We start from the raw sequence: 14,649 nt of genomic DNA on the forward strand, positions 1-14,649 counted from the left end.
GAGGTCGGCTGAGGGATAGGGTTGCGAGCATGACTGCGACCCCTCCCGGCTGGTACGACGACGGAAACGGCGCGCTGCGCTGGTGGGACGGCACGCAGTGGACCACCCACGTCGCCGCACCCGACGCCGAGGGGGCGCCCGACGGCGCCACGCCGCCCGCGCCCGATGACGCCACGCCCGCCGCGGCCGATGCGACCGACGCGTCGCTGCAGACCGTCGGGTTCGACCCGCAGCCCGTCGACGGGGCCGCGCCCCCGGAGGGCTATAACGGCGAGGGTGGCGGGTTCTCCGCGGCCACGCAGCCGAAGTCGAAGCTCTGGATCCTGTGGCTCGTTCTCGGCGTGGTGATGCTCGGCGTGGTCATCGCCGCAGCCGTCCTCATCCCGCTGCTGCTCGTCAACGCCGCGACGTCGAGCGGTTCCGGAGGCTCCGGCGGAGGCGGTGCGCCGGCCGGCGATGACGAACAGGCCGCCGTCGAGGTCGTCATGGACTACGACGACGCATGGCAGAACGCGGACTGCGATCTGTTCCTCGCGAGCACCACCGAGTCGTTCCGCACCGCCGGCGGTCTGGTCGACTGCGAGACCTTCGAGGCGACCGCGAGCGAGTTCTCGGCATCCGTCGAGGACTACCGAATCGAGGTCACCTCCATCGAGGGCGACGCGGAGCAGATCCTGGTCACCACCACCGAGACCTTCGAGAGCTTCTTCGATGAAGAAGGTAATCCCCTCGACGAGGCGGTCGCCTACGACAACGTCTTCCTCTACACGCTCGTCCCCGCCGACGGCGGCTGGGCGATCGACTTCCTCGAGTAACCGGTGGCGGAAGAGGTGACGCGCGCCCGCGGGGCGCGCTACGTGATCACGTGCATCGGGGTCGGGCTCCTCGCCGGTCTCATGTCCGGCCTGTTCGGCGTCGGCGGGGGCACGGTCATCGTGCCGCTGCTGGTCCTCGTCCTCGGATTCGATCAGCGATTGGCTGCGGGCACGTCCCTCGGTGCGATCGTGCCCACGGCATCGGTGGGGGTGATCTCCTACGCGCTCAACGACTCGGTCGCATGGATCCCCGCGCTGATCCTCGCCGCCGGAGGGTTCATCGGCGCCCAGGTCGGGACGGCCCTGCTCGCGAAGCTCTCGCAGACGGTGCTCCGGTGGGGGTTCGTCGCGTTCCTCGGCGTCGTCATCGTCATGCTCTTCATCGTCATCCCCTCGCGGGATGCCGTTCTCGAGCTCACCTGGTGGACGGGCCTCGGGCTCATCGCCCTCGGCCTCGTGACCGGAGTGCTCGCGGGACTCCTCGGCGTGGGTGGCGGGATCATCGTCGTGCCGGCGCTGATCTTCCTCTTCGGCACGAGCGACCTCGTCGCCAAGGGCACGTCGCTGCTCATGATGATCCCGACCGCCATCTCCGGCACGATCGGCAACATCCGCCGGCACAACATCGATCTCGTCGCCGCCGGGATCGTCGGTCTCGCCGCGATCACCACGACCGCCCTCGGCGCGTGGATCGCCGTCCGGGTCGATCCTCAGGTCGGCAACATCCTGTTCGCCGCCTTCCTGGTCTTCATCGCCGTGCAGATGGCGATGAAGGCGATCCGGGGTCGGAAAGGCGCCCGCTGACCCCGTCGATAGGATGAACGGGTGCCAGTGAACCCCGAGCTCGTCGGTCGCGACTTCCCCGCGACCGCCCCCTACCTGGTCGGTCGAGAGAAGGTGCGCGAGTTCGCCCGCGCGGTGTTCTCCGACGCCGCACCGCACCACGACCCCGACGCCGCGCGCGCCCTCGGCTACGCTGACGTCGTCGCGCCCCCGACGTTCGCGATGGTCCTCCAGGACCTGACGCTGCAGCAGCTCCTCGCCGAGCCCGACTCGGGGATCGAGCTCTCGCGTGTCCTGCACGCCGAGCAGAGGTTCCGCTACACCCGTCCGATCGTCGCGGGCGACGAGCTCGTCGGGCGGCTGTCCGTGACAGGCCTTCGCGCGATGGGGGCGGCGACGATGGTGACCAGCGAGGCCGAGATCACCGACCTCGAGGGCGTGCACGTCGTCACGACGACATCCGTGCTGGTCGTAGGGGAGGAGCAGTCATGAGCCAGACCCTGAACGTGGGCGACGTCGTCGCCGAGCGCACCGTCCACCTCGATCGGGCGGCGCTCGTGCGCTACGCCGGCGCCTCGGGCGACTTCAACCCCATCCACTACCGCGACGATGTGGCGGCCGCGGTGGGGCTTCCGGGCGTCCTCGCGCACGGCATGCTCACGATGGGCCTGGCCGTGCAGACGATCGAGGAGTGGGTCGGAGACCCCGGCCGCATCCTCGACTACGGCGTGCGCTTCACCCGCCCGGTCGTGGTCGACCCCGACACCGGCGCCGACGTCACGGTCCGCGCGGTAATCGGGCAGATGGCCGACGACGTCGCGCGGGTCGACCTCACCGTCACCTTCGACGGTGCGACCGTCCTCGGCAAGGCCCAGGTCCGGGTCCGGATCGTCTGATCGGATGCCGGAGATCACCCCGATTCCCCTCGCGCAGCTGACGACGCTGCGCACCGGCGGCGTCCCGGAGCGGATGATCGACGCACTCTCGACGGACGAGCTCGTCGAGGCGCTTCGCGACGTGTGGGCGACGGGCGACGAGTGGTTCGTCCTGGGCGGCGGATCGAACCTGTTCGTCGGAGACGACCCCTTCGAAGGCACGGTCGTGCGCATCCTCACGCGCGGGATCGAACGCCTCCCGTCGCCCCGGCCGGGTTTTGCGCGGCTGCGCGTGGCCGCGGGACACGACTGGGACGACCTCGTCGCGGTCTCGGTCTCGGAGGGGCTCGCGGGTCTCGAGGCGATGTCCGGCATCCCCGGGACCGTCGGTGCCGCGCCCGTGCAGAACATCGGCGCGTACGGGCAGGAGACCGTCCAGACCCTCGTCGAGGTGGAGCTCATCGACGAGACCACCGGCGAGGTCGAGACCGTCCCCGCCGCCGACCTCGGACTCGGATTCCGCACCTCGGTGCTCAAGCACCACTACGGCTCTGTCCCCGCGCGCCGGGCGGTCATCCTCTCGGCGACGTTCGAACTCGCGGATGTCGGGCACGGCGAGCGCCGAATCGCCGGCGCGCAGCTGCGCGGAGCCCTCGGGCTCACCGAGGACGACACCGTGAGCCTCGCGTGGGTGCGCGAGCACGTCCTCGCCACGCGGGCGCGGAAGGGCATGGTGCTCGATGACGCCGACCCCGACACCCACAGCGCCGGCTCGTTCTTCCAGAACGCCGTTGTGTCGGCATCCTTCGCCCGGACCCTTCCCGACGCGTGCCCGCGGTGGCCCGTCGCACCGGACCTCGATCCGGTTGTGGTGATCCCGCTCTCCGCCTACGAAGGTCTGGTTCCCGCGCCCACGAGTCGGGAGTCCGACGTGAAGGTCAGCGCCGGATGGCTGATCGAGAACGCGGGGCTGCGGAAGGGCTTCCGCTTCCCGCGTTCGCGCGCGGGGCTCTCGACCAAGCACGCCCTCGCCCTGACCAACCGCGGCAACGCCACGGCGACCGAGCTCGCCGAGCTCGCCCGTTATATCCAGAGCCGCGTGGCGGCGGAGTTCGGACTCGTCCTGCAGCCCGAGCCGGTTCTCATCGGCGTCGAGCTGTAGAACGGTCCGTCAGCCGGGCTCAGTCCGAGGTCGCGAAAAGCTCCTGCAGGCGGGAGACGCCCTCGAGGAGCGCGTCATCACCGAGCGCGTACGACAGGCGGAGATAGCCGGAAGGTCCGAACGCCTCCCCGGGGACGACGGCGACCTCGGCCCGCTCGAGGATCAGATCGGCCAGTTCGAGCGAGGTCTGCGGGGTGACCCCGCCCCACGTGCGACCGAGTAGGCCGCGCACATCGGGGTAGACGTAGAACGCGCCGAGCGGGTTGGGGACGACGACGCCGTCGATCTTCGACAGCTCGTCGACGATGAGGCGCCGGCGCCGGTCGAATGCGACACGGAAGGACTCCGCCTCGTCCTGCGGGCCCGAGAGAGCTGCGAGCGCCGCGCGCTGGGCGATGTTGTTGACGTTCGAACTGAGGTGCGACTGCAGGTTGCCGGCGACCTTGATCGCGTCGGCGGGGCCGACCATCCAGCCCACGCGCCAGCCGGTCATCGCGTAGGTCTTGGCGACGCCGTTGACGAGGATCGTCTGTCCGGCGACCTCGGGCACGGCTTCGACGATCGACACCGCGCGCGTGCCCTCGTAGACGAGGTTCTGGTAGATCTCGTCCGAGATGATCCAGATCCCGTGCTCGAGGGCCCACGCGCCGATCGCGCGGGTCTCCTCCGCGGTGTAGACGGCGCCGGTCGGATTCGACGGCGAGACGAAGACGAGCACGGTCGTGCGGTCGGTGCGGGCGGCCTCGAGCTGGTCGACGGTGACCTTGTACTCCTGGTCGGCGCCGGCGAAGACCTCGACCGGCACGCCGTCGGCGAGGGCGATCGCCTCCGGGTAGGTCGTCCAGTAGGGCGCGGGGAGGAGCACCTCGTCGCCGGGGTTCACCACGGCCTGGAAGGCCTGGTAGACCGCCTGCTTGCCGCCGTTGGTGACGATCACCTGGGAGGGGGCGACATCCAGTCCGGAGTCGCGCGCGGTCTTCGCGGCGATCGCCTCGCGGAGCACCGGCAGGCCCGCGGCGGGGGTGTATCGGAAGTTCGCGGGGTCGCGCAGGGCTTCGGCGGCGGCCTCGACGATGAACGCCGGCGTGGCGAAGTCGGGCTCGCCGGCGGCGTAGCTGATCACGGGCCGGCCGGCCGCCTGCAGGGCCTTGGCCTTGGCATCGACCTTGAGGGTCGCCGACTCGGCGATCGCGGACAGCTTGCGGGAGAGGGGAGCGCGTTCGGTCACACTCCGAGGGTAGCGGGGGAGGCCCTCCGTCAAGATGTGCCCCGTGTACAAGGCAGCCCCTGAGACATACACACGGGAGAACAAGGGATGCCTCGGACCGGGTGGGTCCGAGGCATCCCTTGTGTGCGATGTGTTCGATCAGAACTGGTTCATCGTGTTGTGCTGTCCGCCGGCCTTGAGGGCGGCGTCGCCGGCGAAGTACTCCTTGTGGTTGTCGCCGATGTCGGAGCCGGCCATGTTCTGGTGCTTGACCGTCGCGATGCCCTCGCGGATCTCGCGGCGCTGGACGCCGGCGACGTAGGCGAGCATGCCCTCGTCACCGAAGTAGCCCTTGGCGAGGTTGTCGGTCGACAGCGCGGCCGTGTGGTACGTCGGCAGCGTGATGAGGTGGTGGAAGATGCCGGCGCGTGCCGAGCCGTCCTTCTGGAAGGAGCGGATCTTCTCGTCGGCCAGGCGTCCGAGCTCGGTGTCGTCGTACTCCGGGCTCATCAGCTCGGCACGGTTGTACGCCGAGACGTCCGCGCCCTGCTCGACGAGGAGGTCGTAGGCCTGCTGGCGGAAGTTCAGCGTCCAGTTGAAGGACGGGCTGTTGTTGTAGACGAGCTTCGCATTGGGGATCACCTCGCGGATCGCGTCGACCATGCCGGCGATCTGCTCGACATGCGGCTTCTCGGTCTCGATCCACAGCAGGTCGGCACCGTTCTGCAGCGACGTGATGCAGTCGAGCACGCAGCGCTCCTCACCCGTTCCGGCGCGGAACTGGTACAGGTTGCTCGCGAGGCGCTTCGGGCGCAGCAGCTTGCCGTCGCGCTTGATGACGACGTCCCCGTTGCCCAGTTCGTCTTCCGAGATCTCCTCGACGTCGAGGAACGAGTTGTACTGGTCGCCGAGGTCCCCCGGCTCGTTCGTGACGGCGAGCTTCTGGGTCAGGCCTGCGCCGAGCGAGTCGGTGCGGGCGACGATCACGCCGTTGTCGATGCCGAGCTCGAGGAACGCGTAGCGGACCGCGTTGATCTTGGCGAGGAAGTCCTCGTGCGGAACGGTGACCTTGCCGTCCTGGTGGCCGCACTGCTTCTCGTCCGAGACCTGGTTCTCGATCTGGATGGCGCACGCGCCCGCCTCGATCATCTTCTTCGCCAGAAGGTACGTCGCCTCGGGGTTTCCGAAGCCGGCGTCGATGTCGGCGATGATCGGCACCACGTGGGTCTCGTAGTTGTCGATCTGCGACTGGATGAACTCCGCCGCCGTCTCGTCACCCGCGGCGCGGGCGGCGTCGAGCTGGGTGAACAGCAGGTCCAGTTCGCGCGCGTCGGCCTGGCGCAGGAACGTGTAGAGCTCCTCGATGAGCGCGGGGACGGCCGTCTTCTCGTGCATCGACTGGTCGGGCAGCGGCCCGAACTCCGAGCGGAGGGCGGCGACCATCCAGCCCGAGAGGTAGAGGTAGCGCTTGTTGGTCGACTTCAGGTGCTTCTTGATCGAGATGAGCTTCTGCTGGCCGATGAACCCGTGCCACACGCCGAGCGACTGCGTGTAGACCGAGGAGTCCGCGTCGTACTCGGCCATGTCGCGGCGCATGATGTCGGCGGTGTACTGCGCGATCTCCAGACCCGTGCGGAAGCGGTTCTGGGCGCGCATGCGCGCGACCGACTCGGGGTTGATGGCGTCCCAGCTGGAGCCGTGCTGCTCCTTGAGGGCCTGGATGGCGTCGATGTCGTCCTGGTAGTTCGTCATGATTGTTTCTTTCGGGAAGGGGTGGATGCTGGTGGTCAGGGCGTTTCGTCTCGCTCCGCTCGCTTAACGACCGGGGTGGGTGTTGCTCCCGGTCGTTGAGCGAGGAGCGAAGCGACGAGACGAAACGCGGAGGAGGTCAGCGGGTCTCGATGAGGAACTTCGAGTACGCGGGCAGCGTCAGGAAGGCCGGGAACTCCTGGCCGAGCGCCACCTCGCGGAAGACCTCGGCCGCGTCGTCGAAGCGGTCGTCGCCGTGGCGCTCCACCTCGGCCAGCACGTCGGTGATGAGACCTTCGATGTACTCGCGGGTGATGTGGTCGCCTTCGGCGGTTGAGCGGTCCTGGTGGATCCACTGCCACACCTGCGAGCGCGAGATCTCGGCGGTCGCGGCATCCTCCATCAAGTTGTCCAGGGCGACGGCACCGAGGCCCCGCAGCCACGCCTCGATGTAGCGGATCGCCACCGACACGTTGTCGCGCACGCCTTGAGCGGTCACGGGGCGTCCGATGTGCACGTCGATGAGGTCGGCCGCGGTCACCTGCACGTCGGGGCGCTGGCGGTCGACCTGGTTGGGCCGGTCGCCCAGGACCGCGTCGAACTCGGCCCGCGCGACCGGAATGAGGTCGGGGTGAGCCACCCACGTGCCGTCGAAGCCATCGCCGGCCTCGCGCTTCTTGTCGGCCGCCACCTTCTCGAACGCGCGCTGCGTGACCTCGGGGTCGCGGCGGTTCGGGATGAAGGCGCTCATGCCGCCGATCGCGAAGGCGCCGCGCTTGTGGCACGTCTGCACCAGCAGCTCCGTGTAGGCCCGCATGAACGGCACGGTCATCGTGACCTCGCTGCGGTCGGGGAGTACGAAGCGCGCTCCGCGGCCGCGGTAGTTCTTGATGATGGAGAAGATGTAGTCCCAGCGGCCCGCGTTCAGACCCGCGATGTGGTCGCGCAGCTCGAAGAGGATCTCCTCCATCTCGAACGCGGCGGGCAGCGTCTCGATCAGCACAGTCGCGCGGATCGTGCCGTGCGGGATCCCGATGTACTGCTCGCTGAAGGTGAAGACGTCGTCCCACAGCTTCGCCTCTTCGCTGGATTCGAGCTTGGCGATGTAGAAGTACGGGCCGCGACCGTTCGCGATGAGCTGCGTGGCGTTGTGGAAGAAGTACAGGCCGAAGTCGACGAGCGAACCCGACGCCGCCATCTCGCGACCGGTGCGGTCGGTGAAGCGGATGTGGTGCTCGATCAGGTGCCATCCGCGGGGACGCATGACGATCGTGGGCGTCTCCGTCGCGGTGACCTCGTACCGCTTGCCCTCGGGGCTGGTGTACTCCAGCTCGCCGCGGATCGCGTCACGCAGCGACAACTGGCCCTCGATGACGTTCTTCCACGTGGGGCTCGTGGCATCCTCCTGGTCGGCCAGCCACACCTTGGCGCCCGAGTTGAGGGCGTTGATGGTCATCTTCGGGTCGGTCGGGCCGGTGATCTCGACACGGCGGTCCTCCAGGCCCGGGCCGGCGCCCGCGACCTTCCACTCGGCATCCTCACGGATGTGGCGGGTGTCATCGCGGAACTGCGGGTCGTGTCCGTTGCCGATCTCGAAGCGGCGACGCATGCGGTCGGCGAGGCGGTCGTGACGGCGGGCGCTGAAGCGCTGGTGCAGTTCGGTGAGGAACGCGATCGCCTCGGGCGTGAGGATCTCGTCGTAGCGGGGTCCCATCGAGCCGATGACCTCGATCGTGGGCTCGGTGGTCTGGGTGGGGAGGGCGCCGGTGCGGGGACGCATCGGGGCGGCGGTTGCAGGAGTCATGTCCCGGTCTTCCTGTGAACGAGTTCGGTGAGAGTCGGGGGATGCTGCCTGCTCGGCGTGTGGGCCGGGCCGAGGCATCCCGTGATCCGTGTCGGGATCGATCAGGTTGTTCGTGGTTCCACTATCCGGTGAAGATCAGGGTCACTCCTGACCAATTCGGGTGTGAAGTTTGGCCGAATTTCTCTTCTCGTGACAGAATGCGTGTCACCAGCTCACCCAGGAGGTCGACGATGACGCTTACCGCCCCCGGCCAGGCATCCGATACGGAAGAGAGCGTCGACGCGCTCACGATCGGCCGCCGCATCCGGCAGCTCCGCACCGATCGCGGCATGACCCTCGAAGAGCTCGCGACCGCCGTGGACCGCGCCCCGAGCCAGTTGTCGATGATCGAGAACGGGCGCCGGGAGCCGAAGCTCACCCTGCTTCAGACCATCGCCCGCACCCTCGGCACGACGCTCGACGCGCTGCTGGAGTCGGAGCCCCTCGATGAGCGGTCGACCCTCGAGATCGCCCTCGAACGCGCCATGAAAGGACAGACGTTCCAGGCTCTGGGCATCCCCTCCTTCCGCATCGGGAAGGGCGTGCCCACCGAAGCGCTGCGCGCGATGCTCGCGCTGCAGGGCGAGATCGAGCGCCTTCGCGACGAACGCGCCGCGACGCCGGAGGAAGCGCGACGGGCCAACGTCGCACTGCGGCGACTCATGCGCACGCAGGACAACTACTTCCCCGAACTCGAGGAGCACGCGCGCTCGATCCTCACGGCGGTCGACCACCCGGGCGGTCCGCTGACCCAGCGGACGGCGTCCGACATCGCCGCGCACCTCGGGTTCACGCTGCACTACGTGCCGGACCTGCCGCAGACCACCCGCAGCGTCGCCGACATCAAGAACGGCCGGCTCTACCTCTCGAGCAGGCTGGCGTCGAAGGGGGACCCGCGGACGGCGGTGCTGCAGGCCCTCTCCAGCCGGATCCTCGGGCACACCGAACCCACGAGCTACGCGGAGTTCCTCCGCCAGCGGGTCGAGACGAACTACCTCACCGGTGCCCTCCTGATCCCCGAGGACCACGCCGTGCCGTTCCTCCTCGAGGCCAAGGGGCGTCGGGCGGTGTCGATCGAGGATCTCCGCGACGCGTACTCGGTGTCGTACGAGACCGCCGCGCACCGGTTCACGAATCTCGCGACCGTGCACCTCGGCATCCCGGTGCACTTCCTGAAGGTGCACGAGTCGGGCACGATCACGAAGGCCTACGAGAACGACGACGTGAACTTCCCGACCGATCGGCTGGGATCGATCGAGGGGCAGATGTGCTGCCGGAAGTGGACCTCACGCGTCGTCTTCGACGAGGACGACCACTTCAACCCGTACTACCAGTACACCGACACCGGCAACGGGACGTACTGGTGCACCGCCCGTGTCGAGCTCTCCAGCGAGGGCGCGCATTCGGTCTCGGTGGGGGTGCGCTTCGACGACACCAAATGGTTCCTCGGCCGCGACACTCCGCACCGCGGGGTGTCCAAGCACTCGGTGGAGGTGTGCTGCCGCCGGGCGCCGGCGGATCTCGAGGCGTCGTGGCGCGAGTATGCGTGGCCGAACGTCCGCACCCCGCGGACGCTGCTCGCCACGCTCCCCACCGGCGCCTTCCCCGGGGTGGACACCACCGACGTCTACGAGTTCCTCGAAGCCCACGCCCCGCGCGCGTGAGGGGCATGGCCCTTCACCGCAACAGGCGATGTGCCCAGAACAGGACGATGCGCGCGGAATCGTCCTGTTCTCGGCTGATCGCCTGTCTCCGGATGCCGGGGCTCAGCGCCCCGCGATGAGGTCGGCGACGTGCGCCGGCCACGCCGTCCGGGAGGAGCCTCCGGCCTCCATCCGATCCGCGCTCCGATACGCGGCGTAGATCGCGTGGACGGCGACGAACCGCAGCGGCTCGAGCTCCCAGCGGCGCGCGCGATGCCCGACCCAGGGCAGGTGCGTGAGATCGGTGTCGCGGCCCAGGACGAGGTCGGCGAGCGTGCGACCGGCGAGGTTCGTGGCGGTGACGCCGGTGCCGACGTAGCCGCCCGCCCAGCCGAGGCCGGTGCGCGCGTCGTGGCCGACGGTCGCCGCCCAGTCGCGGGGGACGCCCAGCACGCCCGACCATGCGTGCGCGACGGGCACGTCCGCCGCGACGGGGAAGAAGTCGTGCAGCAGGGCGGCGAGCGAGGCGATCGTGCGCGCCTGCGTCGACCCGTCGGTGTCCACGCGCGATCCGAACCGGTACGGGACCCCTCGGCCGCCGAAGGCGATGCGATCGTCGGCGGTGCGCTGGGCGTACATGTAGACGTGTGCGAAGTCGCCGAGCGTCTCCCGCCCCTCCCAGCCGATCTCCGCCCAGGCCGAGGCGGGCAGGGGATCGGTGACGATCATCGAGGAGTTCATCGGCAGCCAGGTCCGGTGCTCGCCGCGGAGGTCCGCCGTGAACCCCTCCGTGGCACGTAAGACGTGCGCGGCGCGCACCGTCCCGCGGTCGGTGACCGCACGACCGGGGGAGATCTCGCGGACGCGCGTGTCCTCGTAGATCGGCACGCCGAGGCGCTCGACGGTCGCCGCGAGTCCGCGGACGAGCTTGACCGGATGCACGCGCGCGCAGTGCGGGTGCCGGATCGCCCCGAGCGTCCCGGCCACACCGATCCGGGCGGCGGCGGACGCGGCATCCAGCTCCTCCACATCGGTGTCGGGCCAGTCCTGCTCGGCGCGCGCGGCGGCGCGGAGACGGGCGAGCTGCGCGGGGGTGCGCGCGACCTCGAACTCGCCCCCGCGCACGATGTCGGCGTCGATCCCCTCCCGCTCGGCGACGGTGATCACCTCGTCCACCGCGGCGTTCAATGCACGCTGCTGCGCGGTGCCGGGTCCTCGTCCGTACCGCGCGCGACCGCCGGTGACGCTGTTGGTGAGCCATCCGCCGTTGCGGCCCGACGCGCCGAAGCCGGCGAAGCGCTGCTCCAGGACCGCGACCCGGAGGCCCGGCTGAAGGGTCTTCAGGTAGTACGCCGCCCAGAGACCGGTGTACCCGGCGCCGACCACGGCGACATCCACGTCGATGTCCCCCGGCAGGGCGGGTCTCGGCGCGGGGACTCCGCCGACCGAGCGCCACCACCACGACACGTCGCCGTTCGGAACGTCGCCGATCTCCGTCGCGCTGCTCATGCGGTCATCATGTCCTCAGCCCTCCGCCGCGCGCAACGCTGCGTAGAGCTCCGCCCGCACGGGGAACGATCCGAGATCGAGTCCGAGCACGCGCTCGATGTGCGCGAGACGAGTCCGCACCGTGTGGCGGTGCACGCCGAGGGCCCGGGCGCACGCCTCGTGCGAGCAGTCCGCATCGAGCCAGGCGCGGAGGGTCGCCAGCAGAGCCGTGCCCTGCGTCCGGTCGTTGTCGACGAGGGGCCGCAGCTGAGCGTCGGCGAGGGCCCGCGCATCCGCGGAGAGCGCGGAGAGCACGCCCGCCCGGCCGATGTCGGCGAATGCGGTGACGGATGCCGTGCCCCGGTCCCGCGCGACCCGCGCCTGGTCGAGGGCCGCGCGGATGCCGTCGTAGCCGGCCGGTTCGGAGACGCCCACCCGGATCTCGAACCGCTCGGCGATCTCGTCGATCACCGCGCGCTCGCCGGCGTGGACGACAAGGACGAGCGCCCCCTCGACGCGACCGAAGAAGAGCGTGCCGCGTCGTTCGTCGCCGCGCAGCTCGAGGAGCTCGGTGATCGCGTCCAGACGGGCGCGGGCGCTCGCCGTCGTCCGCGTTCCCTCGCCCGCCAGGGCCTCGGTGACGGCGACCTCGACAGGCGCCGTGGGGAGGGCCCCCCACATCTCGCGCGCGATCCTCCGCGCGAGGGAGGGATCACCGGAGAGGAGAGACTGGATGAGGCCCGCACGCAGCGCGTTCCGTGCCCGGCTGAGTCCCTGCTGCTGTTCCAGGGCGAGGCCGGCCATCGCGATGACGGCGGTGACGACGCCCCGTCCCTCCTGGTCGAGGTCGCCGGCGGCGATCGCGATGACGCCGCGGAGGTGTCCGCCGCGGCCGAGGGTCTGCAGTGAGAACGGCCCGTCGCCGATCCGGAGGGCGGAGCCCGCGCGCGCCCCGCGGCGGAGCACCCCGCCGACCTCGTCGTGCAGGGCGGCGGCGGTCGCGGCCTCCAGCCCTCCGGTCGGATGCTCGCGGACGAGCTCGCCGGCGGCGTCGAACATGCCCACCCACGTGTCCAGCTGCCGGGCGAGCTCGGAGACGGTCGCCCCCAGGCCGTCGGGGCGAAGGGCCGCGAGGGCGATCGCGCGCTGCGCGGCGAGGGCCCAGCTGCGGCGGGCGTAGGCCTGGGCCGCGATGGCCTCGGCGTTGGCGCGGGCCACGGCGATGAACGGGGTGCGGTACGGCACCTCGAACAGCGGCATCCCCGCGGCCGCGCACGCCTCCTCCAGCGCGGGAGGGATGCCGTGCCGGACGACCTCCGTGCCGAAGCCGAGGCCCACCACGCCGCGCGCCGACAGCCGCTGGACGTAGTCGCGGTACGGTCCGCGCTCCTCGCCCGCACCGTCGAACTGGGTGCCGGTGGTCAGCAGCACGAGGCCCTCGGAGAGGAAGGGGGTCGGATCCGCAAGGTCGGAGCTGTGGACCCACCGGACAGGCCGGTCCAGGGCGTCGTCGCGGGCATCGCCGGCGAGACGCAGCTGGAGGTCGGGCCGACTCAGCAGGGCGCGGAGGGTCGGGACGTCGGCATCCGTGGTCATGATCCTCCGCGAGTCACGTTGGGGTGTACGGGTTGTACATCGGGTTGGGAAAAATGTACAGCCGGTCAGGTGTGCGCCGTGCGCCCGCCCCCGTACGCTCGCCGACATGACCGCGATCGACACCGTTGCCGCCCCGGTGGGCGGGCCCACTCTGCCCCAGGAACGCCGCCTCGTCACCGAGATCCCCGGCCCCCGCTCCCAGGAGCTCCTCGCGCGGAAGGCGGCCGCCGTCGCGGCCGGTGTCGGCCACACTGCGCCGATCGAGGCCGTCGCCGCCGGCGGCGGAGTCGTCGTCGATGCCGACGGCAACTCCCTCATCGACCTCGGGTCCGGTATCGCCGTCACCACCGTCGGGAACGCCCACCCCCGCGTCGTCGAGGCCGTCACCGCGCAGGTGGCGCAGTTCACGCACACGTGCTTCATGGTCTCGCCGTACGAGTCCTACGTCGCGGTCGCGGAAGCGCTGAACCGGGTGACCCCGGGCGACCACGAGAAGAAGTCGGCGCTGTTCAACTCCGGCGCCGAAGCGGTCGAGAACGCGATCAAAATCGCGCGCAAATTCACCAAGAAGCAGGCCGTCGTCGCGTTCGACCACGGCTACCACGGGCGCACGAACCTCACGATGGCCCTGACGGCGAAGTCGATGCCCTACAAGAGCGGCTTCGGCCCGTTCGCCTCCGAGGTCTACCGCGCGCCGATGTCGTACCCGTTCCGCGACGGCGGACTCAGCGGCGCGGATGCCGCGCGCAAGGCCATCTCGGTCATCGAGAAGCAGGTCGGCGCCGAGAACCTCGCCGCCGTCATCATCGAGCCCATCCAGGGCGAGGGCGGGTTCATCGTCCCCGCCGACGGATTCCTGGAGCACCTCCTGCGCTGGTGCCGCAGCAACGACGTCGTCTTCATCGCCGACGAGATCCAGACCGGCTTCGGTCGCACCGGCGCGATGTTCGCCTCCGAGCTGTTCGGCATCGTCCCCGACCTGATCACGACCGCGAAGGGCATCGCCGCGGGCCTCCCGCTCGCGGCCGTCACCGGTCGCGCGGACATCATGGATGCCGCGCACGCCGGCGGCCTCGGCGGCACCTACGGCGGGAACCCCATCGCCTGCGCCGCGGCGCTCGCCGCCATCGAGGTGTTCGAGAGCGAGGACCTGCCCTCCCGCGCGCGGGAGATCGAGACCCTCCTGACCGGACGCCTGCGCGACCTGCAGGCCTCGGACCCGCGCATCGGCGACATCCGCGGACGCGGTGCCATGATCGCGGTCGAGTTCGTCGTGCCCTCGACTGGAGACCCCGACGGCACCCTCACCTCCGCGATCGCGAAGGCCTGCATCGCGCAGGGCGTGATCGTGCTCACCTGCGGCACCTACGGCAACGTGATCCGTTTCCTCCCGCCGCTGAGCATCTCCGACGACCTGCTCCACGAGGGCCTGGACGTCATCGCCGCCGCCCTCGCCGCCCACTGAGCGGCGCCTTCCCTTCACCACCC

Annotated in this window: 12 protein-coding genes; 7 read left to right on the forward strand and 5 right to left on the reverse strand. The window is 70.1% G+C overall.

Annotated elements, in window-relative coordinates:
• Positions 1-29 precede the first annotated feature (29 nt).
• The 5 genes from LTL01_RS03780 to LTL01_RS03800 are packed head-to-tail and all read left to right on the forward strand — an operon-like array spanning position 30 to position 3,635.
• Positions 30-815: a DUF2510 domain-containing protein gene (locus tag LTL01_RS03780; RefSeq protein WP_236967470.1), complete on the forward strand. Its 786-nt coding sequence runs from the start codon at positions 30-32 to the stop codon at positions 813-815.
• A gap of 42 nt (positions 816-857) precedes the next feature.
• Complete coding sequence (locus LTL01_RS03785) at positions 858-1,619, forward strand: sulfite exporter TauE/SafE family protein (protein ID WP_308195165.1); 762 nt, start codon at positions 858-860, stop codon at positions 1,617-1,619.
• 21 nt (positions 1,620-1,640) lie between these two features.
• On the forward strand, positions 1,641-2,090 hold the full coding sequence (locus LTL01_RS03790; protein ID WP_053548118.1) for an FAS1-like dehydratase domain-containing protein: 450 nt from the start codon (positions 1,641-1,643) through the stop codon (positions 2,088-2,090).
• Entirely contained in the window at positions 2,087-2,494 is a 408-nt protein-coding gene (locus LTL01_RS03795) for a MaoC/PaaZ C-terminal domain-containing protein (protein ID WP_053548117.1), read from the forward strand. The genes LTL01_RS03790 and LTL01_RS03795 overlap by 4 nt, the downstream gene beginning before the upstream one ends.
• Before the next feature lie 4 nt (positions 2,495-2,498).
• Positions 2,499-3,635 carry a UDP-N-acetylmuramate dehydrogenase gene (locus LTL01_RS03800; protein WP_053548116.1) on the forward strand — a complete coding sequence of 379 codons (1,137 nt, stop codon included), beginning with the start codon at positions 2,499-2,501 and terminating at the stop codon, positions 3,633-3,635.
• 19 nt (positions 3,636-3,654) lie between these two features.
• Here LTL01_RS03800 and LTL01_RS03805 read toward each other — a convergent pair whose 3' ends face one another.
• The 3 genes from LTL01_RS03805 to aceB form a co-directional block, all read right to left on the reverse strand.
• Positions 3,655-4,863 (reverse strand): pyridoxal phosphate-dependent aminotransferase, encoded by a 1,209-nt coding sequence (locus LTL01_RS03805; protein WP_053548115.1) that lies wholly within the window; start codon positions 4,861-4,863, stop codon positions 3,655-3,657.
• A 138-nt stretch (positions 4,864-5,001) separates the two neighbouring features.
• A complete protein-coding gene (locus LTL01_RS03810) occupies positions 5,002-6,594 on the reverse strand; it encodes an isocitrate lyase (RefSeq protein ID WP_053548114.1) in 1,593 nt (530 codons plus the stop codon).
• 136 nt (positions 6,595-6,730) lie between these two features.
• Complete coding sequence (gene aceB, locus LTL01_RS03815; RefSeq protein ID WP_372461283.1) at positions 6,731-8,395, reverse strand: malate synthase A; 1,665 nt, start codon at positions 8,393-8,395, stop codon at positions 6,731-6,733.
• 230 nt (positions 8,396-8,625) lie between these two features.
• Between aceB and LTL01_RS03820 the strand changes: the two genes are divergently transcribed.
• A complete protein-coding gene (locus LTL01_RS03820) occupies positions 8,626-10,098 on the forward strand; it encodes a helix-turn-helix transcriptional regulator (RefSeq protein ID WP_236967471.1) in 1,473 nt (490 codons plus the stop codon).
• A 102-nt stretch (positions 10,099-10,200) separates the two neighbouring features.
• Here LTL01_RS03820 and LTL01_RS03825 read toward each other — a convergent pair whose 3' ends face one another.
• Both LTL01_RS03825 and LTL01_RS03830 read right to left on the reverse strand, forming a co-directional pair.
• The gene (locus LTL01_RS03825) at positions 10,201-11,586 is read right to left on the reverse strand and encodes an NAD(P)/FAD-dependent oxidoreductase (RefSeq protein ID WP_236967472.1); all 1,386 of its coding nucleotides are present in this window, start codon (positions 11,584-11,586) and stop codon (positions 10,201-10,203) included.
• A 15-nt stretch (positions 11,587-11,601) separates the two neighbouring features.
• Entirely contained in the window at positions 11,602-13,161 is a 1,560-nt protein-coding gene (locus LTL01_RS03830; protein WP_236967473.1) for a PucR family transcriptional regulator, read from the reverse strand.
• Between the two features lie 106 nt (positions 13,162-13,267).
• Between LTL01_RS03830 and gabT the strand changes: the two genes are divergently transcribed.
• Positions 13,268-14,626, forward strand: coding sequence for a 4-aminobutyrate--2-oxoglutarate transaminase (gene gabT / locus LTL01_RS03835; protein WP_053548111.1), 1,359 nt, complete (start codon positions 13,268-13,270; stop codon positions 14,624-14,626).
• Positions 14,627-14,649: the final 23 nt, after the last annotated feature.

The organism is Microbacterium aurantiacum (assembly GCF_021654035.1).
GTDB lineage: Bacteria > Actinomycetota > Actinomycetes > Actinomycetales > Microbacteriaceae > Microbacterium > Microbacterium aurantiacum.

Bases quoted from the DNA above. Each gene is read 5' to 3' on its own strand.
- aceB (WP_372461283.1), bottom strand. From the start codon at position 8,395: ATGACTCCTGCAACCGCCGCCCCGATGCGTCCCCGCACCGGCGCCCTC.
- LTL01_RS03780 (WP_236967470.1), top strand. From the start codon at position 30: ATGACTGCGACCCCTCCCGGCTGGTACGACGACGGAAACGGCGCGCTG.
- LTL01_RS03795 (WP_053548117.1), top strand. From the start codon at position 2,087: ATGAGCCAGACCCTGAACGTGGGCGACGTCGTCGCCGAGCGCACCGTC.
- LTL01_RS03820 (WP_236967471.1), top strand. From the start codon at position 8,626: ATGACGCTTACCGCCCCCGGCCAGGCATCCGATACGGAAGAGAGCGTC.
- LTL01_RS03830 (WP_236967473.1), bottom strand. From the start codon at position 13,161: ATGACCACGGATGCCGACGTCCCGACCCTCCGCGCCCTGCTGAGTCGG.
- LTL01_RS03810 (WP_053548114.1), bottom strand. From the start codon at position 6,594: ATGACGAACTACCAGGACGACATCGACGCCATCCAGGCCCTCAAGGAG.
- LTL01_RS03825 (WP_236967472.1), bottom strand. From the start codon at position 11,586: ATGAGCAGCGCGACGGAGATCGGCGACGTTCCGAACGGCGACGTGTCG.
- gabT (WP_053548111.1), top strand. From the start codon at position 13,268: ATGACCGCGATCGACACCGTTGCCGCCCCGGTGGGCGGGCCCACTCTG.
- LTL01_RS03800 (WP_053548116.1), top strand. From the start codon at position 2,499: ATGCCGGAGATCACCCCGATTCCCCTCGCGCAGCTGACGACGCTGCGC.